The sequence below is a fragment of the Streptomyces sp. NPDC093097 genome, assembly GCF_044754325.1.
GTDB lineage: Bacteria > Actinomycetota > Actinomycetes > Streptomycetales > Streptomycetaceae > Streptomyces.
Genome location: NZ_JBIVOW010000003.1, coordinates 411,035 through 435,294, shown reverse-complemented (window position 1 = coordinate 435,294; position 24,260 = coordinate 411,035). Strand labels below are relative to the sequence as shown.

Genomic DNA, 24,260 nt, shown 5'->3' with positions numbered 1-24,260 from the left:
TTCTTCCGGGGGTGTCCGGAGTGTCCGCGGCCGGCTCAGCCGTAGACGAGCCGGCGCAGCTGGCGCAGCGAGAGCGGCGGTGGGGACACGGCGCGGTGCGGCAGCTCGTGGGAGATCCGCTCGAAGATCGCCTCGTTCCGCAGCCCCTGGGACTGCAGTTCGCGGTGTCTGCGGCGGACGAAGCCCTCCGTCGTCTCGTCGAAGTACGCCAGCACGTCCAGCACCACCCGGGCCGCCTCACCGCGCTGGAGCGGCGTACTGCGGACCAGGTGGTCGATGAGGTCCTCGTGGGACGGGCGGCGTTCGAGCACCCGTCGATATTGCTGGGCGAAGCGGAGAATCGCAAGAAACCTGCCCGATATCGGGCAGGTGTCACCGGATGCGCCCGGAAACCGGTCGCCACCTTGACCGGCCACCGGGGGCACGGTACGCATGGTCACCGTTCGGTCGCTCCATGTCCCGCGCACCGCGCATCCGCACCCCGCGCCGCGCGCAGAACGCCCCGCAGCACGTGCCGCTGACGAAGCTCGCCGAAGGGACCGTCCATGAGACGACGCAGACTCCTGTCCTCGCTGCTGCTGGTGGCGGCGGCCGGTACGGCGACCGCCGCCCTGCCGCCGCAGGGCGCCGCGGCCCCCGTCGGCATCCCGCTGGACCGGGTGATCCCCGCACCCGCCTCGGTCCGCCCGGCCGGTGACGCGTACACGATCGGCGCGGGCACCCGCATCCGGGTGCCCGGCAACTCCGGCGAGGCGCAGCGGATCGCCGGCTATCTGGCGGGCCTGCTGCGGCCGGCCACCGGCTTCGCGCTGCCGGTCACCACCCGCGGCGGCGGGGACGGCATCGTCTTCCGGCTCGGCGGCCGGGACACCCGCGGCCTCGGCGCCGAGGGCTACCGGCTGACCTCCGGCGGCCGCGCGGTCACCATCAGCGCCGCCCGCCCGGCCGGCCTCTTCCACGGCGTGCAGACCCTGCGCCAGCTGCTGCCGGCCGCCGTGGAGAAGAAGAGCCGGCAGGCCGGCCCCTGGCGGATCGCCGGCGGGACCATCTCCGACAGCCCGCGCTACGCCTACCGCGGCGCGATGCTGGACGTCTCCCGGCACTTCTTCACCGTCGAGCAGGTCAAGCGCTACATCGACCAGCTCGCCCAGTACAAGATCAATACGCTGCATCTGCACCTCTCCGACGACCAGGGCTGGCGGATCGCCATCGACTCCTGGCCGCGGCTGGCCAGTTATGGCGGCTCCACGCAGGTCGGCGGCGGCCCCGGCGGCCACTACACCAAGGACGACTACCGCGAGATCGTCCGCTACGCCGCCGGCCGCTATCTGACGGTGGTCCCCGAGATCGACCTGCCCGGCCACACCAACGCCGCGCTGGCCTCCTACGCCGACCTCAACTGCGACGGCCAGGCGCCGCCGCTCTACACCGGCACCAAGGTCGGCTTCAGCTCGCTGTGCGTGCCCAAGAAGGCCACCTACGACTTCGTCGACGACGTCATCAGGGAGATCGCCGCGCTCACCCCCGGCCGCTATCTCCACATCGGCGGCGACGAGGCGCACTCCACCAGCCACGAGGACTACGTCGCCTTCATGGACAAGGTCCAGCCGGTGGTCGCCAAGTACGGCAAGACCGTGATCGGCTGGCACCAGCTGACCGGGGCCCGCCCGGCCAAGGGCGCCGTCGCCCAGTACTGGGGCTACGACCGGACGGGCGCGGAGGAGCGCGCGCAGGTCGTCGACGCCGCGAAGCACGGCACGGGGCTGATCCTCTCGCCCGCGGACCGGGCCTACCTCGACATGAAGTACGACAAGGACACCCCGCTGGGCCTGAACTGGGCCGGCTACGTGGACGTCCGGCGCTCCTACGACTGGGACCCGGCGACGTACCTGGCCGGGGCACCCGGCGCGGCGGTCCGCGGCGTCGAGGCGCCGCTGTGGTCGGAGACCCTGACGACCTCGGCGAACATCGAGTACCTGGCCTTCCCGCGGCTCCCCGGCATCGCCGAGCTGGGCTGGTCCCCGGCCCGGACGCACGACTGGGAGGCGTACCGGGCGCGGCTGGCCGCCCAGGGCCAGCGGTGGGACGCGCAGGGGATCGGCTACCACCGGGCGCCGGAGGTGGCCTGGCCGGGGCGGTGACGTACGCCCTCGTCCGTACGGCCCGGCCGGGCGCACCGGGCCGGGCCGTACGGCGCCGGGCCCCTGCCGGAAGAAGCGCGCCGCGTGCCGGCCGCTCAGGGCCGGAGCCACTCACCGCGGCGGGCGACCACCGCATACGACACGAGCCCGTCCGGCTCGACGCGCAGCTGCTGCCCGCCGGCGGCGCCGTGCGGCGGGCGCGGCGGCCGCACCGGCCGGCGGCTCTTCGCGATGCGGGTCTCGGCCAGGGGCGCCCACCAGGTGGGATTCGCCCCCGGCCGGGGCGGGGTCCTAGAACCCCAACTCGCGGGCGATCAGCATGCGTTGGACCTCGCTGGTGCCCTCGCCGATTTCCAGGATCTTGGCGTCGCGCCACATCCGGGCGACCGGGTACTCGTTCATGAAGCCGTAGCCGCCGTGGATCTGGGTGGCCTCGCGGGCGTTGTCCACCGCGATCTCGGAGGAGTAGAGCTTGGCGAGCGCCGCCTCCTTCTTGAACGGTTCGCCGTGCACCAGGCGGGAGGCCGCGTCGCGCCAGGCCAGCCGGGAGGTGTGGGCGCGCATCTCCATGTCGGCCAGCTTGAACTGGATGGCCTGGTTGGTGCCGATCGGGCGGCCGAAGGCGTGCCGCTCCTTGGCGTACCGCACCGACTCGTCCACGCAGCCCTGGGCCAGGCCGGTGGCCAGTGCGGCGATGGCGATCCGGCCCTCGTCGAGGGTCCGCAGGAACTGCGCGTAGCCGCGGCCCTCCTCGCCGAGCAGGTTGGCGGCCGGGACCCGGACGTCGGCGAAGGACAGCTCGCGGGTGTCGGAGGCGTTCCAGCCGACCTTGGAATACGGGGCGGCGACGGTGAAGCCGGGGGTGCCGGACGGCACGATGATCGCGGAGACCCGCGGGGAGCCGTCGTCCTTGCGGCCGGTGACCGCGGTGACCGTCACCAGGCCGGTGATGTCGGTGCCGGAGTTGGTGATGAAGCACTTGCTGCCGTTGATCACCCAGTCTCCCCCACTCTCGACTTCGCTCGAGCGGGAGGTGCCCCCACCGTCCCGCACCGCGGTGGTGCGGGTGGCGCCGGCGTCCGAGCCGCCGTCCGGCTCGGTGAGGCCGAACGCGCCGAGCACCTCGCCGCTGCACAGCTTCGGCAGCCACTCCCGCTTCTGCTCCTCGGTGCCGAAGCGGTAGATCGGCATGGCGCCGAGCGAGACCCCGGCCTCCAGGGTGATGGCCACCGAGGAGTCGACCCGGGCCAGCTCCTCCAGGGCGATGCCGAGCGCCAGGTAGTCGCCGCCCATCCCGCCGTACTCCTCGGGGAACGGCAGGCCGAACAGGCCCATCTGGCCCATCTGGCGGACGATGTCGTAGGGGAAGGCGTGCCGCTCGTAGTAGGCGCCGATCTCCGGGGCGACGACGTCGTGTGCGAACGCCTCGACGGTGCGCCGGAGTTCCTCCAGCTCATCGGGCAGGCGGTGGTCCAGGGACATGAGTCACTCCTTGGGGGAGAGGGCGCGGACGGTGCGCGAGGGGCTGGGGCGGCCCAGGACGCCGGCCAGCCAGACGCTGGCCTCGGTCAGCCGCCCCAGATCCACGCCGGTCTCGATGCCGAGGCCGTGCAGCATCCACACGAGGTCTTCGGTGGCGAGGTTGCCGGTGGCGCTCTTGGCGTAGGGGCAGCCGCCGAGGCCGCCCGCCGAGGCGTCGACGGTGGTGACGCCGTGCTGGAGCGCGGCGAAGGTGTTGGCGAGCGCCTGCCCGTAGGTGTCGTGGAAGTGGACGCCCAGCACGGAGGTCGGCACGCCCGCCTCGTTGAGCGCCGCGAGCAGGTGCTGGACGTGGCCGGGGGTGGCCACGCCGATGGTGTCGCCCAGGCTCAGCTCGTCGCAGCCCAGGTCGAGCAGCGCCCGGCAGACCCGGACGACCTGGGCGATCGGGACCGGGCCCTCCCAGGGGTCGCCGAAGCACATCGACAGATAGCCGCGGACGTGCACCTTCGCGTCCCGGGCCCGCCGGACGACCGGCTCGAACATCGCCAGCGCCTCGTCGACCGTGCGGTTGAGGTTGGCCTTGGCGAACGACTCGGTGGCGCTGCCGAACACCGCGATCCGGCGGGCGCCCAGCGCCAGGGCGCGGTCCAGGCCCCGCTCGTTGGGCACCAGCACCGGCAGCCGGTGCGGGTCCAGGCCGTCCAGCATCGGGAACAGCCGCTCGGCGTCGGCGAGTTGGGGCACCCACTTGGGGTGCACGAAGCTGGTCGCCTCGATCACCGGCAGCCCGGCGGCGGCGAGCCGGCGGATGAACTCCGCCTTGATCTCGGTGGGGACGACGGTCTGCTCGTTCTGGAGGCCGTCGCGCGGGCCGACCTCGTGGATGCGCACGCGGGTGGGCAGGCCCTCCGCGGCCACCTCCATGGGCAGCCCGGCCACCGGGGTTCCGGTCGCTTCGGTCATGCCGTGGCCTCCTTGTCCGCGTGCGCGGTGGCGCCCTCCTGGGGGGCGGGGTCCTCGTGCGGGGCGACCACGGCCAGGACCTGGTCCATGGCGACCGTGCTGCCGGGGGTGACGTCGAGCTCGGTGACCGTCCCGGCGTGCGGGGCGGAGATCACGTGCTCCATCTTCATCGCCTCCACCACCAACAGGCCCTGGCCGGCGGCGACTTCGTCGCCGACCGCGACCTTGACGACCGTGACGGTGCCCGGCATCGGTGCGGCCAGGGTGTCCACGCCGTGCCCGCGGGCCGCCGCGCGCAGCGCCTCGGCCACCGGGTCGTGGTCGGTGACGTGCCAGGCGTCGCCGTCCCGGCCCAGCCAGTCGCCGCCGCGGTGGAAGGTGTGCCGGACGCCGTCGACGGTGATCCGCACCCGGTCCGCGGTGACCTCGAAGTGCTCCGGGGCGGTGCCGGGCCGGACGTCGTACGCCACCGGGTCCTGCCCGGGGACGCGCAGCCAGTGGCGCACCGGGGCGGGCTCGGCGCCGAGCCGGAAGCCGGTGGGCGCGGCGAACGGGTCGCGCCAGCCGGCCGCGTCGGGGGCCGGCTCCAGGGCCGCCTGCCGGACCGCGGCGGCCGCCGCGTACACCTCGTCCGGCACCGCGGCCCGGACCAGGTCGGCCGCGACCCGCTCGACCAGTCCGGTGTCCAACTCGCCGGAGACCACGTCGGGGTGGGCCAGCAGCCGGCGCAGGAAGCCGGCGTTGGTGGGCACGCCGAGGGTGACCGTGGCGGCCAGCGCGGCCCGCAGTTTCCGCAGGGCGCTCGCCCGGTCCGGGCCGTGCGCGACGACCTTGGCGAGCATCGGGTCGTAGCGGCTGCCGACCTCGGCGCCCTCGGTGAGACCGGAGTCGGTGCGCACGCCGTCGCCCGCCGGCTCGCGCAGCGTGAGGACCGTGCCGCCGGTGGGGAGGAAGTCGCGGGCGGGGTCCTCGGCGCAGATCCGGGCCTCCATCGCATGCCCGGTGAAGGAGACCTGCTCCTGGGTGTGGGGCAGGTGCGCGCCGGCGGCGATCCGCAGCTGCCACTCGACGAGGTCCAGGGCGCCGCCGTCCGGGCCGAGGGAGACGGTCAGCTCGGTGACCGGGTGCTCCACCTGGAGGCGGGTGTTCATCTCCATGAAGCAGTAGCCGGACGGATCCTTGCCGGGGACGATGAACTCGACCGTGCCGGCGCCGCGGTAGCCGCAGGAGCGGGCCGCCTGGACGGCCGCCTCGCCCATCGCGGCGCGGGTGGCCTCGTCCAGCAGGGGCGACGGGGCCTCCTCGATGACCTTCTGGTGGCGGCGCTGGAGGGAGCATTCGCGCTCGCCGAGGTGGAGGACGTTGCCGTGGCCGTCGGCCAGCACCTGGATCTCGATGTGCCGGGGCCGGTCGATCCACCGCTCCACCAGCAGGGTGTCGTCCCCGAAGGACGAGCGGGCCTCGCGGCGGGCGGCGGCGATCTCGTCGGCCAGGAGGGCGGCGTCCCGGACCAGGCGCATGCCCTTGCCGCCGCCCCCGGCGGACGGCTTGAGCAGCACCGGCATGCCGATCTCCCGGGCGGCGGCGGCCAGTTGGTCGTCGGTCAGCCCGCTGCCGGAGGAGCCGGGGACGACCGGGACGCCGGCCGCGCGGACCGTCTCCTTGGCCCGGATCTTGTCGCCCATCAGGTCGATGGCGTCCGCCGGCGGTCCGATGAAGACCAGTCCGGCGTCGGTGCAGGCGCGGGCGAAGGCGGCGTTCTCGGCGAGGAAGCCGTAGCCGGGGTGGACGGCCTGGGCGCCGGTGCGGGCGGCGGCGGCCAGCAGGCGCTCGATGGAGAGATAGCTCTCCGCGGCCGGGGCCGGGCCGATCCGGACCGCGGTGTCGGCCTCGCGGACGTGCCGGGCGTCGGCGTCCGCGTCGCTGTACACCGCGACCGAGCGGATGCCGAGCGCGCGCAGCGTCCGGATGACGCGGACCGCGATCTCCCCGCGGTTGGCGACCAGGACGGTGTCGAACAGGCCGGTGGCGAAGCTGGTCATAGGTCCTCTCACATCCGGAAGACGCCGAAGCTGGGCTCACCCAGGGGGGCGTTGGCGCAGGCGGTCAGCGCCAGGCCCAGCACCTGGCGGGTCTGGAGCGGGTCGATGACGCCGTCGTCCCACAGCCGGGCGGTCGCGTAGTAGGCGTTGCCCTGGGTCTCGTACTGGGCGCGGATCGGGTCCTTGAAGGCGGCCTCGTCCTCGGTGCTCCACTCCTCGCCGCGCGCCTGAAGCTGGTCGCGCTTGACGGTGGCCAGGACGGACGCGGCCTGTTCGCCGCCCATCACCGAGATCTTGGCGTTGGGCCACATCCACATCAAGCGGGGGGAGTAGGCCCGGCCGCACATCGAGTAGTTGCCCGCCCCGTAGGAGCCGCCGATGACGACGGTCAGCTTGGGGACGCGGGTGCAGGCGACCGCGGTGACCATCTTCGCGCCGTGCTTGGCGATCCCGCCGGCCTCGTAGTCGCGGCCGACCATGAAGCCGGAGATGTTCTGGAGGAACAGCAGCGGGATGCCGCGCTGGTCGCACAGCTCGATGAAGTGGGCGCCCTTCTGGGCGGATTCGGAGAACAGGATGCCGTTGTTGGCGACGATCCCCACCGGGTGGCCGTGGACGTGGGCGAAGCCGGTGACGAGCGTCGTGCCGTACTCGGCCTTGAACTCCGCGAAGCGGGAGCCGTCGACGATCCGGGCGATCACCTCGCGGACGTCGTAGGGCGTGCGGGAGTCCACCGGCACCGCGCCGTAGAGCCCGGCGGGGTCGGCCTTGGGCTCCTCGACGGGCCGCACGGACCAGGGCAGCGGCGGGCGGTCGCCGAGCGTGCCGACGATGCCGCGGACGATCCGCAGGGCGTGCGCGTCGTCCTCGGCGAGGTGGTCGGTGACGCCGGAGGTGCGGGAGTGCACCTCGCCGCCGCCCAGCTCCTCGGCGGTGACGACCTCTCCGGTGGCGGCCTTCACCAGCGGCGGGCCGCCGAGGAAGATCGTGCCCTGGTTCCGCACGATCACCGCCTCGTCGCTCATCGCCGGCACGTACGCGCCGCCGGCGGTGCAGGACCCGAGGACCGCGGCGATCTGCGGGATGCCGGCCCCGGACATCCGCGCCTGGTTGTAGAAGATCCGCCCGAAGTGCTCGCGGTCGGGGAAGACCTCGTCCTGCATCGGCAGGAACGCGCCGCCGGAGTCGACCAGGTACAGGCAGGGCAGGCGGTTCTCCAGCGCGACCTCCTGGGCGCGCAGATGCTTCTTGACCGTCATCGGGTAGTACGTGCCGCCCTTGACGGTGGCGTCGTTGGCGACGATCACCGCCTCCCGGCCGCTGACCCGCCCGATGCCGGCGATCACCCCGGCGGCCGGGGCGGCCCCGTCGTACATCCCGTCCGCGGCCAGCGGCGCCAGCTCCAGGAAGGGGGAGCCGGGGTCCAGCAGGGCGTCCACCCGCTCGCGGGGCAGCAGCTTGCCGCGGGCGGTGTGCCGGGCCCGGGCCTTCTCGCCGCCGCCCAGCCGGGCCGCGGCCAGCTTGCCGCGCAGCTGCTCCGCCAGCTCGCGGTGCGCGGCCTCGTTGGCCCGCCAGGCGTCGGACGCCGGGTCGGCGGTGCTCGCCAGCACCGGTGCCTGCTCGATGGCCTCCATCGCCATGGGCCCCCTTGCTCGGTCGGCTGCCCGCCGGTCGCCGCGGGGTGGTTCCCCGGAGCCAGACGGGTTAATGGGCGTTAACCTCATTTCCCTCAGGTTAACGACCACTAACCCAGCTGTCTACAATCGACGGCATGAGCACTGCGCACGTCCCCGCCCCGACCAGCCGCCGCGAGCAGATCCTCAAGGAGGCCGCCCGGCTCTTCGCGGAGCGCGGCTTCCACGGCGTCGGCGTGGACGAGATAGGGGCGGCTGTGGGCATCTCGGGGCCCGGCCTCTACCGGCACTTCGCCGGCAAGGACGCGATGCTCGCCGAGCTCCTCGTCGGGATCAGCGAACGGCTGCTGGCCGGCGGCCGGATGCGGGTCGAGGAGGGCGGCGAGACCCCCGCCGCGGTGCTCGACGCGCTGATCGACGGCCATATCGACTTCGCGCTCGACGACCGTCCGCTGATCACCCTGCACGACCGCGAGCTGGACCGCCTGCGGGATGCCGACCGCAAGCGGGTGCGGCAGCTCCAGCGGCAGTACGTCGAGCTGTGGGTGGCGGTCGTCCGGCAGGTCCACCCCGAGTCGGCGGAGTCCGACGTGCGGGCGGCGGTGCACGCGGTCTTCGGGCTGCTGAACTCCACCCCGCACCTGGGGCGCCCCGGCGCGCTCCCGGGGCGCACCGAGACGGCCCGGCTGCTGCACCGGCTGGCGCTGGGGGCGTTCGGGGCGGTCGACGCCGACGGTGCGGGCGCGGGGCGGCCGGCGGTGGCGTCCCCCGCGGCCGGCTGACGCGCCGCCCCGGACCGCACCGCGCCCTGCGACCGCGCCGCCCCGCGGCCGGTCGCGGGTGCCCCGCCGCCTCTGGACAGTGAGGTGACCGACGGGTAGCTTTCGCTGCTGAGCAAACGCTTAGCCAACCGCGGCACGGCGGCGACGAAGGAGGCCAGGGCATGCGTCGGACGGTGTTCAACGAGGACCACGAGGCGTTCCGCGCGACCATACGCGCCTTCATCGAGGCCGAGGTGGTGCCGGTCTACGACGAGTGGTTCGCCGCCGGCCAGGCGCCCCGCGACTTCTACTACAAGCTCGCCGAGCTGGGCGTCTTCGGTATCCGCGTCCCCGAGGAGTACGGCGGCGCCGGCATCGACTCGCACAAGTTCGAGGCCGTGATGTACGAGGAGACCGCCCGCGCCGGCGTCTCCTTCGGCGGCTCGGGCGTCCATGTGCTGCTGGGCCTGCCCTACATCCAGATGCTCGCCACCGAGGAGCAGAAGCAGCGCTACCTGCCCAAGTTCGTCTCCGGCGAGGAGATGTGGGCGCTGGCGATGACCGAGCCGGGCACCGGCTCCGACCTCGCCGGCATGAAGACCACCGCGAAGCTGTCCGAGGACGGCACGCACTACGTCCTCAACGGCTCCAAGACCTTCATCACCGGCGGCGTGCACGCCGACCGGGTCATCGTGTGCGCCCGCACCTCCCCGCCCACCCGTCGCCCGACCACCGCCCCTGATGGACAGCGCTCCGCGCAGGCAGAATCTCGGGATGACCGCCGTTTCGGCATCTCCCTGTTCGCCGTCGACACCACGTCCGAGGGCTACTCGATCGGCCGTAAGCTCGACAAGCTCGGCCTGAAGGTCTCCGACACCGCGGAGTTGGCGTTCGTCGACGTCAAGGTGCCCGTCCGCGATCTGCTCGGGGAGGAGAACAACGGCTTCTCCTACCTCGGCCGGAACCTCCCCTCCGAGCGCTGGGGCATCGCGTTCGGCGCCTACGCGCAGGCCAAGGCCGCGGTCCGGTTCGCGCAGGAGTACGTGCAGGAGCGCACCGTCTTCGGCAAGACCGTCGCCTCCTTCCAGAACACCAAGTTCGAACTGGCCGCCTGCCAGGCCGAGGTGGACGCCGCCGAGGCCGTCGCCGACCGCGCCCTGGAGGCCCTGGACGCCGGTGAGCTGACCGCCGCCGAGGCCGCCTCCGCGAAGCTCTTCTGCACCGAGGTCGCACACCGCGTCATCGACCGCTGCCTCCAACTGCACGGCGGCTACGGCTTCATGAACGAGTACCCGATCGCCCGCCTCTACGCCGACAACCGCGTCAACCGCATCTACGGCGGCACCAGCGAGGTCATGAAGTCCATCATCGCCAAGTCGATGGGCCTGTAAGGGGCTTGGGAGGCCGGGGGACGCATGGGCGCAAGGGCCGTACGCACGTGAACGACGCACTGAGGTCGCTGCTCGGACTGCTCGACCTGGAGCAGATCGAGCAGGACATCTTCCGCGGCCAGAGCCGGGCCTCGGTCGTCCCCCGGGTCTTCGGCGGCCAGGTCGCCGCGCAGGCCCTGGTGGCGGCCGGCCGCACGGTCCCCGCCGAGCGGCCGCCGCACTCCCTGCACGCCTACTTCCTGCGGCCCGGCGACCCCGGGGCGCCGATCGTCTACACCGTCGACCGGGTCCGCGACGGGCGGTCGTTCACCACCCGGCGGGTGGTCGCCGTCCAGCACGGCAAGCCGATCTTCCACCTCACCGCGTCCTTCCACGCGCCGGAGGAGTCGACGCTGGAGCACCAGGAGCCGATGCCCGCGGTGCCGGACCCGCTGACCCTGCCGACCCAGTCCGAGCTGCTGGCGGGGTACGCCGACCATTTCCGCGAACCGGACATGGTCCAGCGGCTGTTGGAGGCCCGGTCCGCCGTCGACCTGCGGTACGTGGAGGCGCCGCCGTTCGCCAGCGCCGGCACCAAGCGGGAGCCGCGGTCGCAGGTCTGGTTCCGCACGGACGGCAAGCTGGACGGTCCGGACGACCTGCCGCTGCTGCACATCTGCCTGGTGACGTACGTGTCGGACATGACGCTGCTGGACTCGGTGCTGCTGGCGCACGGGCGGGGCGGCTGGACGGTCGGCGACGTGGTGGGGGCGAGCCTGGACCACGCGATGTGGTTCCACCGGCCGCTGCGGGCCGACGAGTGGCTGCTCTACGACCAGGAGTCGCCGACGGCCCGGGGCGGGCGCGGGCTGGGCGTGGGGCGGATCTTCGCGGCCGACGGGCAGTTGGTGGCGTCGGTGGTGCAGGAGGGCGTCGTCCGGGTCCCCCGGTGACGTCCGCGCCGCCGGCCTGGAGTCGCCGCGGGGTGACGGCGGCCGGTGGGCCCGGCCGCCGCACGTCACGGCCGTCGGCCCCGGCCCGTCCGGCTCCCGTCGGTCAGAGCAGCTCCGCCGCCGCGAGGAGGTAGGCGGTGAGCGGGTCGTAGTGGCGGGGGCTGCGGACGTGGTCGTCCAGCGGGATGGTCACCTGGAGGGTGCCCTCGGACTCGGCGAGGAAGAGGGCCGGGTCGTTGCAGTCGGCGAAGCCGACGGTGGGGATGGCGCGTTGGGCCGCGCAGCCGGCCCAGCCGTGGTCGGCCACGACCAGGTCCGGCCAGGGCCGGCCGGTGCGCTCCAGGGCGTTCAGGACGGCGGCCATCGGCTCGGGGGAGTGGGTGTGCCACAGCGTGGCGCCGCGCTCCAGCATCGCCACGTCGCCGAACTGGAAGACCATGCCGTCGTCGGCCTGGAGCCCGTCGGGGATCACCATGATCTCGCAGCCCCGGGTGCGCAGGGCCTGGGCCGTGGCGCGGTGGACGTCCAGCAGGCCGCCGGGGTGGCCGGTGGCGAACAGCACGCGCTGGCGGTCGGCGGCCGCCTTGCGCAGCACGGCGGCGGCCCGGTCCAGGGCGTCGACGGTCAGCTCGGGGTCGATGGTGTCCTGGCCCTGCCGGTGGTCGGGGTCGTCGCTGACGCCGCAGCGCTCCGCCATCACCGCCAGGACGTCCTGCTCGTCCGCCCAGCGGCCGCCCAGCTCCAGGCCGAACCAGTAGTGGCGGTCGCCGTTCGCGAGCCTGCGGTAGTGCAGGAGGTTGTTCTCGCGGGGGGTGGCGACGTCGCCGGCGATCCGGGTCCGTACGAGATGGTCGATGAGGTGGGCACGCGAGGGGGCAGCAGCGGCTATCGGCATGGCGTCAATTGTGCCCGGCGGGGTCTGTCCGGGAGGGACGTTTCGCCTGCCGGACACCGGACCGGGTGGACAGAATGTCGAACGACGGGGGAGCGGAGGCCGTAAGTGTCCATGTTGCCGGGGCCCGCCCGTCCCTAGCCTCGGCCCATGACCACCGCATCGAACGAGCCCGTGGGCCCCGTCGACTCCTCCCGCATTCCGCGCTACGCCGGGCCCGCGACCTTCGCCCGGCTGCCCCGCCTCGACGAGGTCGGCGGCCGGACCGATGTCGCCGTCGTGGGTGTCCCCTTCGACACCGGCGTCTCCTACCGCCCGGGCGCCCGCTTCGGCGGCAACGCGATCCGTGAGGCCTCGCGGCTGCTGCGCCCGTACAACCCGGCGCAGGACGCCTCGCCGTTCGCGCTGGCGCAGGTCGCCGACGCCGGGGACATCGCGGCCAACCCGTTCAACATCAACGAGGCCGTGGAGACCATCGAGGCCGCCGCGGACGACCTCCTCGGCTCCGGTGCCCGGATGATGACGCTCGGCGGCGACCACACCATCGCGCTGCCGCTGCTGCGCTCGGTCGCCAAGAAGCACGGCCCGGTCGCGCTGCTGCACTTCGACGCGCACCTGGACACCTGGGACACCTACTTCGGCGCCGAGTACACCCACGGGACGCCGTTCCGCCGGGCCGTCGAGGAGGGCATCCTCGACACCTCCGCGCTCTCCCACGTCGGTACCCGCGGTCCGCTCTACGGCAAGCAGGACCTCACCGACGACGAGAAGATGGGCTTCGGCATCGTCACCTCGGCGGACGTCTACCGGCGCGGTGCCGACGAGGTCGCCGACCAGTTGCGCCAGCGCATCGGCGACCGGCCGCTCTACATCTCCATCGACATCGACTGCCTGGACCCGGCGCACGCCCCGGGCACCGGCACGCCGGAGGCGGGCGGCATGACCTCCCGCGAACTGCTGGAGATCCTGCGCGGGCTGGCGTCCTGCAACCTGGTGTCCGCCGACGTGGTGGAGGTGGCCCCGGCCTACGACCACGCCGAGATCACCGCCGTCGCCGCCTCGCACACCGCGTACGAGCTGACCACGATCATGTCGCGGCAGATCGCGGCCGCCCGCGGCTGACCGGCCGCACAGCACAGAACCGCCGGCGGGCCCAACGGCCCGCCGGCGGTTCGGCGTTGCGACGCGAACTGTGGGGCCGGGCGCGGAAGTACCGTGCCCGGCCCCACAGTTCACGCCCCCACGCGCCCCTGCACCAGCTGGGAGAGCGCGGCGTGCACCTCCTCGACCGACCGCTCCGGCTGGAACGACTGCCAGTCCAGCGCGGCGATCAGCACCATGCCCAGCAGCGCCGAGGCGGTGAGCGGGACATCGAGTTCGTCGCTGAGTTCGCCGGCGCGCACGGCGTCCTGGAGGACCGACTCCACCACCGCCAGGGCATGGCCCCGTACGGAGGTGAGGGTGGCGCGCCAGGTGCGGTTGGTGCGCCACAGCTCGGCGACGTAGAGCTGGGTGAGGGCGGGGGCGCCGGCGATGAAGTCCAGGCCGGCGCGGATCATCGCGTCCAGCGCGTCGACCCGGGTGCCGCCGCCGGCGACGGTCTTGTCGGCGGCGGTGCGCAGCGAGGCGGCGAGCAGGTCGATGCCGTCCCGCAGGAGTTCCTCGTAGAGGACGTTCTTGCTGCTGAAGTTGTAGTAGACGGTGCCCTTGGCGACGCCGGCGCGGTCCGCGATCTCGTCGACGGTGGTGGCGGAGAAGCCCTGTTCGGCGATGAGGGTGACGGCGGCGTCGAAGAGCCGGCGCCGGGTCGCGGTGCGGCGCGGCGCGGTGCGGGGGTGGGCCACGGGGGCGGTGCCGGTGCCGGCGCCGCCCCCGTTTCCGGAGCGGGTGCTCACAGGCTGAGCTCCGGGTGCAGGTCCTTCATCCGCACGACCTGGCGGCTGCGGGCCGCAAGCGCGGTGAGGGCCAGCGCGCCCAGCGTGAAGGCGGCGAGCACGATGCTGCCCTGCCAGACGACGTCCAGGTCACCACCGGTGATCAGCCGGCGCAGGCCGTCGACGACGTAGCTCATCGGCAGGAAGGGGTGGATCGCCGAGAAGAACGCCGGGCTGGTCTGCACCGGGTAGGTGCCGCCCGCCGAGGTCAGCTGGAGCATCAGGATGACCAGCGTGAGCACCCGGCCCGCCGGCCCGAAGAAGGCGCTCAGCAGCTGGATGACGGCGGCGAAGCAGGCGGTGGCCAGCATCAGGAAGCCGATGGTGGCGCCGGCGTGCTCCATCTCCAGGCCCAGGGCCCAGTGCAGCACGGCCATCAGGGCCAGCACCTGGACGATGCCGATGGCGAACGCCGGCAGCCAGGCGCCGAGCGCGATCCGCCAGCCGGGCGCGCCCGCGGCCAGCGCCCGCTTGCCGAGCGGCGCCAGCAGCATGTACGCGACCATCGCGCCGACCCAGAGGGAGAGCGGGATGAAGTACGGCGCGAGACCGGTGCCGTAGTTGGGCGCCTTGTGCATCGACTTGGCGGCCAGCTTGACCGGGTCGGACATCACGTCGGTGCGGTCGTCGCGGTCCTTCTTGTCGTAGTCCGGGATCTTGGCGACGCCCTTGTGCAGGCCGGTGGCCAGCTGGTTGGCGCCGTCCTTGAGCTTGTAGAGACCGCCGCTGATCTTCTCGGCGCCGTCGTGGGCGGTGCCCAGACCGTTGTGGAGCTGGCCGGCGCCGTTGTGGAGCTGGCCGGCGCCGTTGGCGAGGTCGCCCGCGCCGTTGGCGAGGGTACCGAGCCCAGCGGCGAACTGGCCGGCGCCGTCGGAGACCTGGTGGGCACCGGCGTTGAGCTGGTTGATCTGGCTGATCGCGGTGTCCGCGCGGTCGGCGATGCCGGGGGCCTGCGTGGCGACCTTGGTGGCGACCTCGTGCAGCTCGCGCAGCTTGGCGTGCAGGTTCCCGAAGTCGGTGTGCGCGAGGGTGTCGTCGACCTTCTCCGCCGCGTCGGCGGCGGCGGAGGTGCCCGCCGCGATCCCCTTCAGGCGCGGGCAGTCCGCGTCGGTGCTCGTCAGCCCGCACCGCTCCCGGTACAGCGCCGCGGCGTCGTCGGCGTTCTTGCGTGCCTCGGAGGCCGCCTTGGCGGAGTTCCCCGGCAGCTTGCTGAGGTCGTCGTCGAGCTTCTGGGTGAGGTCGGCGACGATCTGGGCCTTCCGCCCGATCTCCGCGCCGTGTTCGCGGAGGAAGGGGAGGTCCTTCTTGGCGATGCCGTGGACCTTGTCGGCGAGCTGCTGGGTGCCGTCCGCGACCTTGCCGGCCCCGTCGCTGAGCTGCTTGGCCTTGGCGGCGGCCTGCGACGCGCCGTTGTGGAGCTTGCCCGCGCCCTGGCTCAGGTCGCCCGCGCCGTTGGCGAGGTCGCCGGCGCCGCGGTTCAACTTGTCGAGCCCGTCGGCGAGTTCGCTGGTCTTCTGCCGGGCGGTGCCCAGGCCGTCGTCCACCTTGCCCGCGCCGTCGGCGGCCTCGGCGGTCTGGTCGTGCAGGTCGGAGAACGACACGAAGATCTTGTCGAGGAAGCCCCGGGTGGACTTCGCCGAGGTCTTGGCGCGGATCTCCGAGAACACCGTCTTGGAGATGGAGCCGACGATGTAGTTGTTGGCGTCGTTGGTGCGGACCTGGAGGGCACCGGTCTGCGGGGTGTCACCACCGCTGGAGACGATCTTCTGGCTGAAGTCCTTCGGGACGGTCAGCGAGAGGTAGTACTTGCCCTCTTCCAGACCCTTGGCGGCGTCGGCGGCGCCGACCTCCTCCCACTCGAAGGTCTTGCTGTCCTTGACGTTCCGGGCCAGGTCGGCGCCGGCGGTCAGCTTCTTGCCGTCGGAGGTGGCGCCCTCGTCCTGGTTGACCAGGGCGACCGGGATCTTGTCCAGCCGGCTGTAGGGGTCCCAGAAGGAGCAGAGGTAGAGCGCTCCGTACAGCAGCGGGATGAGCATCAGGGCGACCAGGCCAAGCCGGGGGAGCTTGCCCCTGCCGAAGCGCCGGAGCTCAAGCGCGGCCAGTCTCGGCGAACGCATGCGCCGCTTCCTCCTCGTGGATTTCGGGCTGGTGGGTGTCGGGGGTGGCCGGTCGGGCCGTGGGGGTGGCGGTGGCGGCGGCCGGGGCGGTGGAGACGACCAGGGCGTCCACCGGGGCGTCGGAGGCGACGGCGACCACGGTGGTGCCGGCCAGGGCCACGTCCCGGAGCAACTGCCAGGCGGCGGTGCGCTCTTCGGGCGTCAGCTTCATGTCGAGGTCGTCGACGGCCAGCAGATGCGGCTGGTGCATCGCCGCGAGCGCCACCGACACCCGCAGCGCCTCCAGCCGCTCCAGGTCGCGGACGCAGGTCCGCAGGCCCTTGGGGAGGGTGTCCGGGTCGAGTCCGGCGGTCGTCAGCGCGGCATCGACCAGGGCCCGGATGGCCTCCTTGCGGCGCCGGCCCCACAGGGGCATACCGCGGCGGCCCAACAGGGCCTGCTCCTGGAGGTGTTCGCCGACCGTGAGCGCCGGTTCGAGCTCGGCGACGCCGGGCACGTGCGCGAGCGCCGTACGGCCGCGGACCGTCCCCATCCGCTTGGGCAGCGGGAAGCCGGCGACCGTGGCGGAGCCCTCGGCCAGGCGCATCCGTCCGGTGAGCGCGAGCAGCAGGCAGGTGCGGCCGGAGCCGGAGGGTCCCTGCACTGCGACCAGCGATCCCGGGTCCGCGGTGATGTCGACGCCTCTGAAGGCCCATCCGCGCGGGCCCTTCACTCCGATTCCCCGGGCGTTGACGGCCGCCCCCTGACGGGTGGTCTCCACAACCCCTCCTTTTGATCTGACTGGTCAGTCTAAAAGTGTGCCGTACGCATGCCCGTGTTGACCAATCGGGGGCCGTGCACGGGCCGGAAATCGACGGTCTCGTCCGGAAAGCGACGGACCGACAGGTAACCGGTCCCGATCGGACAGGTCCTGGGGTGCGCGGACGTCTGCCAGCGCCGAGGCTTGGGGCCGGGCCGCGGTCGCGGCACGGACACGCGGGGACGGAGGGCCATGGACCACCCGGAGCGCACGCCGCACCACCACGACGGCACCGCACGCACGCGGCCCCCGGCGGCCCGCCGCACCGGGCCCCGCCGCCCGCCCGGCCCGCTCGCCGCCCTGCTCGCCGGCGCGCTGGTCGCGGCCCTCGCCCCCACCGCCCCGGCCGCCGCCGGCACGGCCCCCGACCCGGACACCGCCGCGCAGCGCTCCTGCACCGCCCCCGGCTGGGCCGCCACCGCGACCGCCCCCGACACCCGGGACGGCTTCCACGCCTACGTCGGCAACGGCTACCTCGGCCAGCGGATACCGCCCAACGGCATGGGCTACGCCGCCCCCGGCGGCACCACCGGCTGGCCCCTCAAGACCCCCGAGTACGACGGCTCCTTCGTCGCCGGCCTCTACGCCAGGGGCCCGGCCAGGCTCCGCGGCCGCCAGGCCATCGCCGCCCTCCCCACCTGGACCACCCTCGACGTCACCACCGGCGGCCCGCACGCCGAGACGTTCTCCTCGGCCACCGCCCCGGTCCGCCTCACCCGCTACCGCCAGACCCTCTCCCTGCGCTGCGGCACCGTCCGCACCTCGCTGACCTGGACCGCCGCCGACGGCCGGGCCACCGACCTGGTCTACGACGTGCTCGCCGACCGGGCCGATCCGCACACCGCGGCGGTCCGCCTGCGGATGACGCCCCACTGGAGCGGCGAGGCGACCGTCACCGACGCCCTCGACGGCCGCGGCGCCCGCCGGCTGCGCCCCGCCGGCCCGGCCCCCGGCGAGCGCGCCGGACGGCCCGGCACGGTCGCCGTCGGCTTCCGCACGGACGGCACCGGCACCGAGGGCGCCGTCGCCTCCACCCTCCGCGCAGGCTCCGGAGTCCGGGCCGTCCGGCCCCGCCCCGCCCCGCACGCCGCGGCCGTCGCCGAGGGCCTCAGCGCCCACCAGCGCCTGACCTTCCCGGTCCGCCGCGACCGCACCTACGAGCTCACCAAGTACGTCGGCGTGGACACCGCGCTCACCTCCCGCGCCCCCCGCGCCGCCGCCCGGACCGCCTCCCGCCGGGCCGCGGACCTCGGCTGGCGCGCCCTGACCGCCCGGCACCGCGCCGCCTGGCGGGAGCTGTGGCGCAGCGACATCGAGGTGCCCGGGCAGCCCGCCCTCCAGCTCTGGGTCCGCTCCGCGCAGTACGGCCTCCTGGCCGCCACCCGCCCCGGCAGCGCCGACAGCATCGGCCCCACCGGGCTGACCAGCGACAACTACGCCGGCGAGATCTTCTGGGACGCCGAGACCTGGATGTTCCCCGGCCTGCTGGCCACCCACCCCGACCTCGCCCGGTCCGTCGTCGACTACCGCTACCGCACCCGCCGCGCCGCCCGCGCCAACGCCCGCCGCCTGGGCTACCGCGGGCTCTTCTACCCCTGGACCAGCGGCAGCTCCGGCGACCTGTGGACCGAGTGCCACAGCTGGGAGCCGCCGCACTGCACGACCCAGGACCACCTCATGGGCGACATCTCCCTCGCCACCTGGCAGTACTACCTCGCCACCAAGGACACCGCCTGGCTGCGCAGCCGCGGCTGGCCCGTCCTGGCGGGCATCGCCCGCTACTGGGCCTCCCGGGTCACCCGCAACGCCGACGGCAGCTATTCGATCAACAACGTCGCCGGTCCCGACGAGTACAGCAACGGCGTCGACGACGCGGTCTTCACCAACGCCGGCGCCGCCACCGCACTGCGCCACGCCGCCCGCGCCGCCACTCTCCTGGGCGAAGCGGCCCCCGCTTCCTGGACGGCCGTCGCCGACCGGCTGCGCATCCCCTACGACGCCCGCCGCCACGTCTTCCGGCAGTACGCCGGGTACACGGGCCGGACCATCAAGCAGGCCGACGCGGTGCTCCTGATCTACCCCCTGCAATGGCCGATGACCCGGCAGCAGGCCGCCGCCACCCTCGACTACTACGTGGCCCGCACCGACCCCGACGGCCCCGCCATGACCGACTCCGTGCACGCCATCGTCGCGGCCGCCCTCGGCGAGCCCGGCTGCGTCACCCACACCTACCTCCAGCGCGCCATCGGGCCGTTCGTCCGCGGCCCGTTCGCGGAGTTCTCCGAGTCCCGCGGCGCCAAGGCCGGCGCCGCCGACCCGCACGCCGGCCGCCCCGCCCAGGACTTCCTCACCGGCAAGGGCGGCTTCCTCCAGGTCTTCACCCACGGGCTGACCGGTCTGCGGATGGCCGAGGACCGGCTCCGGCTGGACCCGCTGCTGCCGCCGCAGCTGGCCACCGGCGTCACCCTGCGCGCTCTGCACTGGCAGGGGCGCACCTTCGACCTCGCGCTCGGCGCCCACCGCACCACGGTCACGCTGACCTCGGGAGCGGCCCTGCCGCTGGCCACCCCCGAGGGCCCGAAGCTGGTCGGCCGCGGCGCCCCGGCCGTCCTTACGACCCGCCGCCCCGACCTCGACCCGACCACCGACCTCGCCCGCTGCGCCCCCGCCACCGCGACCTCCGAGCAACCCGGCAACTACGCCGCCGCCGCGGTCGACGGCAACGCCACCACCGCCTGGATCCCCCGGGCCGCCGACGCCACCCTCACCGTCGACCTCGGCCGCACCAGGACCGTCGGCCGGATCACCCCGCACTGGACCGCCACCCGCCCCCGCTCCTTCCTCGTCCAGGTCTCCCTGGACGGCACGCACTGGACCGGCACCGGCTACGCGGGCCGCAGCCCGGCCCGGTACGTCCGCGTCGTGGTCCACGGCGACCCCCGGCCCGCGCCCGGCGGCGGACCCGCCCCGCGCCCGGGCCTGACGGAGCTGGAGGTGACGCGGGCGCACTGACCCGGCCCGGCCCGCGCCGGCGTTTTTGTTACGGCGGGATGAAATCCGCCGCCCCCGGTGTTGGTGCCATGCGGCAGACGACGCATGGGAGGCATCGGGTGGCGGGGACGGACACAGCACACAAGAGCTGGGCACAGCGGTTGACCCGGGACTGCTGGAGGTACCGCAAGGACGTCCTCCTGGCGCTCGGCGCCTCGCTCGCCGGGATGGCCGTCACCGCCCTCGTCCCGCTCATCCCGAAGCTGATCATCGACGACGTGATCGTGCGGCACGAGCGGTCCCTCGCCCCCTGGGCGACCCTCCTGATCGCCGCCGCCGTCGTGGTCTACGCCCTCACCTACCTCCGCCGCTTCTACGGCGGGCGCCTCGCCCTCGACGTCCAGCACGACCTGCGCACCCGCATGTACGACGCGCTGGCCCGGCTCGACGGGCGGCGGCAGGACGAACTCAGCACCGGCCAGGTCGTCGGCCGCGCCACCAGCGACCTCCAGCTCATCCAGAGCCTGCTGTTCATGCTCCCGATGATGATCGGGAACGTCCTGCTCTTCGCCGTCTCACTGGCCGTGATGGCCTTCCTCTCACCGCTGCTGACCGTGGTCGCCCTGGCCGTCGCGCCGGCCCTGTGGTTCATCGCCCGGCGCAGCCGCACCCGCCTCTTCCCCGCCACCTGGTACGCCCAGGGGCAGGCCGCCGCGGTCGCCTCCGTCGTGGACGGCGCGGTCTCCGGCGTCCGGGTCGTCAAGGGCTTCGGCCAGGAGGAGCAGGAGACCGGCAAGCTCCGCGAGGTCGGCCGCCGGCTGTTCGCCGCCCGGCTGCGCACCGTCCGCCTCAACGCCCGCTACACCCCCGCCCTCCAGGCCGTCCCCGCCCTCGGCCAGGTCGCGATGCTGGCGCTCGGCGGCTGGATGGCCACCCAGGGCCACATCACCCTCGGCACCTTCGTCGCCTTCTCCACCTACCTCGCGCAGTTGGTCGGCCCGGTCCGGATGCTGGCGATGATGCTGACCGTCGCCCAGCAGGCCCGCGCCGGCGTGGAGCGGGTCTACGAGCTCATCGACACCGAACCGACCATCACCGAGCGCCCGGATGCCCACGAACTGCCCGCCGACGCCCCGGCCACCGTCGTCTTCGACCAGGTGACCTTCGGCTACGGCCCGCACCACGACCCGGCCGCCGAGCGCGCGGGAGCGCCCGGCGACGGCGACGCGCCGCCCGCCCCCCGCCCGGTGCTCGACGCCTTCTCGCTGCGCATCGACGCCGGCGAGACGGTCGCCGTCATCGGCACCTCCGGCAGCGGCAAGTCCACCGTCTCCCTGCTGCTGCCCCGCTTCTACGACGCGACCGCCGGCCGCGTCCTGGTCGGCGGCCACGACGTCCGCGACCTCACCCTCGCCTCGCTGCGCGCCGCCATCGGCCTGGTCCCCGAGAGCAGCTTCCTGTTCTCCGACTCCATACGGGACAACATCGCCTACGGCCACCCGGAGGCCACCGACGAGCAGATCCGCGCCGCCGCCCGCGCCGCCCAGGCCGACCGCTTCATATCCGAGCTCCCCCAGGGCTACGACACCGAGGTCGGCGAGCAGGGCCTGACCCTCTCCGGCGGTCAGCGGCAGCGCATAGCCCTGGCCCGCGCCCTCCTCACCGACCCCCGGCTGCTGGTCCTGGACGACGCCACCTCCGCCGTCGACGCCCGCGTCGAGCACGAGATCCACGAGGCGCTGCGCGGCGTCATGGCCGGCCGGACGACGCTGCTGATCGCCCACCGCGCCTCCACCCTGGCCCTCGCCGACCGGGTCGCGGTCCTCGACGGCGGCCGCCTGGTCGACGTCGGCACCCAGGAGGAGCTCGCCGAGCGCTGCGCCCTCTACCGCCGCCTGCTGACCGACCCCGAGGAGTTGGGCGGCGTCCCGCACGACCCGGCCGGGGCGCTGGCCGGCACCCTCGACGACGCGTTCACGGCCCCCGGCACCCTGGCCGCAACGGCCCCCGTCCGCCGCCCCGGAGCCCTCGTCGACGCCGCCCCCGACGGGCCCGCCGCCGACGCCGATGCCGCCGCGGCCGCCACCGGCGGCATCACCCCCGAACTGTGGGTCCGCCGCGAGCAGGAGGCCGAAGCGGGCGCCGCCGGCACCGCCCCCCGCGCGGCCACCGCCGCCGCCGGCCCCGGCATCGCCGCCGCCATGGCCGGATCGCCGGCCACCCCCGAACTCCTCGCCCGGGTCGCCGCGTTGCCCCCGGCCACCGACGCCCCCGACATCGACGAGGCCGCCGCCGTCCGCCCCGAGCGCTCCTACGGCCTGCGCCGCCTGCTGCACGGCTTCGGCAGGCCGCTGCTGCTGGCCCTCCTGCTGGTCGCGGTGGACGCCTTCGCCTCCCTGCTGCTGCCGGTCCTCATCCGGCAGGGCATCGACGACGGCGTCCGGCGCGGCGTCCTGGCCGGTGTCTGGATCGCCGCCGCCCTCGCCCTGGTCGTGGTGATCGCCCAGTGGGCCGCCCAGTTCGGCGCCAACCGCATGACCGGCCGCACCGGCGAACGGGTCCTGTACTCGCTCCGCCTGAAGATCTTCTCCCAGCTCCAGCGCCTCGGACTCGACTACTACGAGCGCGAGTTGACCGGCAAGATCATGACGCGGATGACCACCGACGTCGACGCGCTGTCCACGTTCCTCCAGACCGGCCTGGTCACCGCCGTCGTCTCGGTCCTCACCTTCTTCGGCATCCTGCTCGCCCTGCTCGCCATCGACGTCCAGCTGGCCCTGGTCGTCTTCGCCACCCTCCCGCCGCTCGTCCTGGCCACCTACGTCTTCCGCAAGCGCAGCGTCCAGGCGTACGAGCTCGCCCGCGAGCGCATCAGCACCGTCAACGGCGACCTCCAGGAGAGCGTCGCCGGGCTGCGGATCGTCCAGGCGTTCCGCCGCGAGGGGCATGGCGCGCAGCGGTACGCCGCGCGCAGCGACGCCTACCGCCAGGCCCGGGTGCGCGGCCAGTTCCTGATATCGGTCTACTTCCCGTTCGTCCAGCTGCTGTCGTCGGTGGCGTCCGCGCTGGTGCTGATCGTCGGCGCCGACCGGATCGGCGGGCACACCCTCAGCGCCGGCGCCCTGGTCGCCTACCTCCTCTACATCGACCTGTTCTTCGCCCCCGTCCAGCAGCTCTCCCAGGTCTTCGACGGCTACCAGCAGGCGTCCGTCTCGCTCGGCCGGATCGGCGAACTGCTCGCCCAGCCCACCACCACCCCGCCCGCCGAGCACCCCCGCCCGGTCCCCGCGCTGCGCGGCGAGATCACCTTCGACGACGTCCACTTCCACTACGGCGACCACGACGAACCGGCCCTGGCCGGCGTCGACCTGACCATCCCCGCCGGCCAGACGGTCGCCTTCGTCGGCGAGACCGGCGCCGGCAAGTCCACCCTCGTCAAGCTCGTCGCCCGCTTCTACGACCCGACCGCCGGCGCGGTCCGCGTCGACGGCACCGACCTGCGCGAGCTGGACCTGACCGGCTACCGCCGCCGGCTCGGCGTCGTCCCCCAGGAGTCCTACCTCTTCGCCGGCACGGTCCGCGACGCCATCGCCTACGGCCGCCCGGACGCCGGCGACGCCGAGGTGGAGGCCGCCGCCCGGGCGGTCGGCGCGCACACCATGATCGCCGGGCTGGACGGCGGCTACCTCCACGAGGTCGCCGAGCGCGGCCGCAACCTCTCCGCCGGCCAGCGCCAGCTGCTCGCCCTGGCCCGCGCCGAACTCACCGGCCCCGACGTCCTGTTGCTCGACGAGGCCACCGCCGCCCTGGACCTGGCCACCGAAGCCGTCGTCAACCAGGCCACCGAACGGCTCTCCGGCCGCCGCGCCGGCGCCACGGCCGACTCCTCGCCCGTTCACCGCCCTTCGTCGAACGCTGCCGCGCGCACCACCCTGATCGTCGCCCACCGGCTCACCACCGCCGCCCGCGCCGACCGGGTCGTCGTCCTCGACCGCGGCCGGATCACCGAGGACGGCACCCACGCCCAACTCCTCGCCCACGGCGGCCGGTACGCCGCACTGTGGCGGACCTTCACCGGCGAGGAGGAGGCCGTGAAGGTGTGAGCGCGGCGCCCTGAAGGGGGTCCGGGCGGGCCGGCGAAGTCGCCCCTGCCGGACGGACGTTGGGATATTACGGACATG

16 protein-coding genes are annotated in these 24,260 nt (G+C 73.9%); 7 read left to right on the top strand and 9 right to left on the bottom strand.

Features of this window, described 5'->3' with window-relative positions:
* Positions 1-35 precede the first annotated feature (35 nt).
* Positions 36-311 (bottom strand): hypothetical protein, encoded by a 276-nt coding sequence (locus tag ACIQE0_RS07235; RefSeq protein WP_274915591.1) that lies wholly within the window; start codon positions 309-311, stop codon positions 36-38.
* A gap of 234 nt (positions 312-545) precedes the next feature.
* On the opposite strand from ACIQE0_RS07235, the gene ACIQE0_RS07230 reads away from it, so the two are divergent.
* The gene (locus ACIQE0_RS07230; RefSeq protein WP_402329647.1) at positions 546-2,141 is read left to right on the top strand and encodes a beta-N-acetylhexosaminidase; all 1,596 of its coding nucleotides are present in this window, start codon (positions 546-548) and stop codon (positions 2,139-2,141) included.
* Between the two features lie 291 nt (positions 2,142-2,432).
* Here ACIQE0_RS07230 and ACIQE0_RS07225 read toward each other — a convergent pair whose 3' ends face one another.
* The 4 genes from ACIQE0_RS07225 to ACIQE0_RS07210 are packed head-to-tail and all read right to left on the bottom strand — an operon-like array spanning position 2,433 to position 8,253.
* The gene (locus ACIQE0_RS07225; protein WP_366336415.1) at positions 2,433-3,623 is read right to left on the bottom strand and encodes an acyl-CoA dehydrogenase family protein; all 1,191 of its coding nucleotides are present in this window, start codon (positions 3,621-3,623) and stop codon (positions 2,433-2,435) included.
* A gap of 3 nt (positions 3,624-3,626) precedes the next feature.
* Positions 3,627-4,586 carry a hydroxymethylglutaryl-CoA lyase gene (locus ACIQE0_RS07220; RefSeq protein ID WP_402329644.1) on the bottom strand — a complete coding sequence of 320 codons (960 nt, stop codon included), beginning with the start codon at positions 4,584-4,586 and terminating at the stop codon, positions 3,627-3,629.
* A complete protein-coding gene (locus tag ACIQE0_RS07215; RefSeq protein WP_402329642.1) occupies positions 4,583-6,628 on the bottom strand; it encodes a biotin carboxylase N-terminal domain-containing protein in 2,046 nt (681 codons plus the stop codon). The genes ACIQE0_RS07220 and ACIQE0_RS07215 overlap by 4 nt, the downstream gene beginning before the upstream one ends.
* Before the next feature lie 8 nt (positions 6,629-6,636).
* Entirely contained in the window at positions 6,637-8,253 is a 1,617-nt protein-coding gene (locus ACIQE0_RS07210; protein WP_366336498.1) for a carboxyl transferase domain-containing protein, read from the bottom strand.
* A 146-nt stretch (positions 8,254-8,399) separates the two neighbouring features.
* On the opposite strand from ACIQE0_RS07210, the gene ACIQE0_RS07205 reads away from it, so the two are divergent.
* The 3 genes from ACIQE0_RS07205 (at position 8,400) to ACIQE0_RS07195 (ending at position 11,346) form a co-directional block, all read left to right on the top strand.
* Positions 8,400-9,044 carry a TetR/AcrR family transcriptional regulator gene (locus tag ACIQE0_RS07205; protein ID WP_366336420.1) on the top strand — a complete coding sequence of 215 codons (645 nt, stop codon included), beginning with the start codon at positions 8,400-8,402 and terminating at the stop codon, positions 9,042-9,044.
* A gap of 161 nt (positions 9,045-9,205) precedes the next feature.
* Positions 9,206-10,414, top strand: a complete 1,209-nt coding sequence (locus tag ACIQE0_RS07200; RefSeq protein ID WP_402329639.1) for an acyl-CoA dehydrogenase family protein — start codon at positions 9,206-9,208, stop codon at positions 10,412-10,414.
* A gap of 47 nt (positions 10,415-10,461) precedes the next feature.
* Positions 10,462-11,346, top strand: coding sequence for an acyl-CoA thioesterase II (locus ACIQE0_RS07195; RefSeq protein WP_366336424.1), 885 nt, complete (start codon positions 10,462-10,464; stop codon positions 11,344-11,346).
* A 103-nt stretch (positions 11,347-11,449) separates the two neighbouring features.
* Here the strand turns inward: ACIQE0_RS07195 and ACIQE0_RS07190 are convergent, their stop codons facing one another.
* Positions 11,450-12,241: a phosphatase gene (locus ACIQE0_RS07190; protein WP_402329638.1), complete on the bottom strand. Its 792-nt coding sequence runs from the start codon at positions 12,239-12,241 to the stop codon at positions 11,450-11,452.
* Between the two features lie 147 nt (positions 12,242-12,388).
* Here ACIQE0_RS07190 and speB point away from each other — a divergent pair, with 147 nt between their 5' ends.
* The gene (gene speB, locus ACIQE0_RS07185) at positions 12,389-13,360 is read left to right on the top strand and encodes an agmatinase (protein WP_366336428.1); all 972 of its coding nucleotides are present in this window, start codon (positions 12,389-12,391) and stop codon (positions 13,358-13,360) included.
* Between the two features lie 110 nt (positions 13,361-13,470).
* Here speB and ACIQE0_RS07180 read toward each other — a convergent pair whose 3' ends face one another.
* The 3 genes from ACIQE0_RS07180 to ACIQE0_RS07170 are packed head-to-tail and all read right to left on the bottom strand — an operon-like array spanning position 13,471 to position 17,049.
* Complete coding sequence (locus ACIQE0_RS07180; protein ID WP_402329636.1) at positions 13,471-14,133, bottom strand: TetR/AcrR family transcriptional regulator; 663 nt, start codon at positions 14,131-14,133, stop codon at positions 13,471-13,473.
* Complete coding sequence (locus tag ACIQE0_RS07175; protein ID WP_402329634.1) at positions 14,130-16,289, bottom strand: YhgE/Pip family protein; 2,160 nt, start codon at positions 16,287-16,289, stop codon at positions 14,130-14,132. The genes ACIQE0_RS07180 and ACIQE0_RS07175 overlap by 4 nt, the downstream gene beginning before the upstream one ends.
* Entirely contained in the window at positions 16,261-17,049 is a 789-nt protein-coding gene (locus ACIQE0_RS07170; protein WP_366336432.1) for an ATP-binding cassette domain-containing protein, read from the bottom strand. Before ACIQE0_RS07170 ends, ACIQE0_RS07175 begins: the two co-directional genes overlap by 29 nt.
* A gap of 231 nt (positions 17,050-17,280) precedes the next feature.
* On the opposite strand from ACIQE0_RS07170, the gene ACIQE0_RS07165 reads away from it, so the two are divergent.
* Together ACIQE0_RS07165 and ACIQE0_RS07160 are read left to right on the top strand one after the other, a co-directional pair.
* The gene (locus ACIQE0_RS07165; protein WP_402329631.1) at positions 17,281-20,100 is read left to right on the top strand and encodes a discoidin domain-containing protein; all 2,820 of its coding nucleotides are present in this window, start codon (positions 17,281-17,283) and stop codon (positions 20,098-20,100) included.
* A 68-nt stretch (positions 20,101-20,168) separates the two neighbouring features.
* Positions 20,169-24,182, top strand: a complete 4,014-nt coding sequence (locus ACIQE0_RS07160; RefSeq protein WP_402329630.1) for an ABC transporter ATP-binding protein — start codon at positions 20,169-20,171, stop codon at positions 24,180-24,182.
* Positions 24,183-24,260 lie beyond the last annotated feature (78 nt).

What these genes read in the sequence shown, in the direction of transcription:
- ACIQE0_RS07230 (WP_402329647.1), top strand. Translation starts at nt 546, where the DNA reads ATGAGACGACGCAGACTCCTGTCCTCGCTGCTGCTGGTGGCGGCGGCC.
- ACIQE0_RS07225 (WP_366336415.1), bottom strand. Translation starts at nt 3,623, where the DNA reads ATGTCCCTGGACCACCGCCTGCCCGATGAGCTGGAGGAACTCCGGCGC.
- ACIQE0_RS07220 (WP_402329644.1), bottom strand. Translation starts at nt 4,586, where the DNA reads ATGACCGAAGCGACCGGAACCCCGGTGGCCGGGCTGCCCATGGAGGTG.
- ACIQE0_RS07215 (WP_402329642.1), bottom strand. Translation starts at nt 6,628, where the DNA reads ATGACCAGCTTCGCCACCGGCCTGTTCGACACCGTCCTGGTCGCCAAC.
- ACIQE0_RS07205 (WP_366336420.1), top strand. Translation starts at nt 8,400, where the DNA reads ATGAGCACTGCGCACGTCCCCGCCCCGACCAGCCGCCGCGAGCAGATC.
- ACIQE0_RS07200 (WP_402329639.1), top strand. Translation starts at nt 9,206, where the DNA reads ATGCGTCGGACGGTGTTCAACGAGGACCACGAGGCGTTCCGCGCGACC.
- ACIQE0_RS07190 (WP_402329638.1), bottom strand. Translation starts at nt 12,241, where the DNA reads ATGCCGATAGCCGCTGCTGCCCCCTCGCGTGCCCACCTCATCGACCAT.
- speB (WP_366336428.1), top strand. Translation starts at nt 12,389, where the DNA reads ATGACCACCGCATCGAACGAGCCCGTGGGCCCCGTCGACTCCTCCCGC.
- ACIQE0_RS07175 (WP_402329634.1), bottom strand. Translation starts at nt 16,289, where the DNA reads ATGCGTTCGCCGAGACTGGCCGCGCTTGAGCTCCGGCGCTTCGGCAGG.
- ACIQE0_RS07165 (WP_402329631.1), top strand. Translation starts at nt 17,281, where the DNA reads ATGGACCACCCGGAGCGCACGCCGCACCACCACGACGGCACCGCACGC.
- ACIQE0_RS07160 (WP_402329630.1), top strand. Translation starts at nt 20,169, where the DNA reads ATGCGGCAGACGACGCATGGGAGGCATCGGGTGGCGGGGACGGACACA.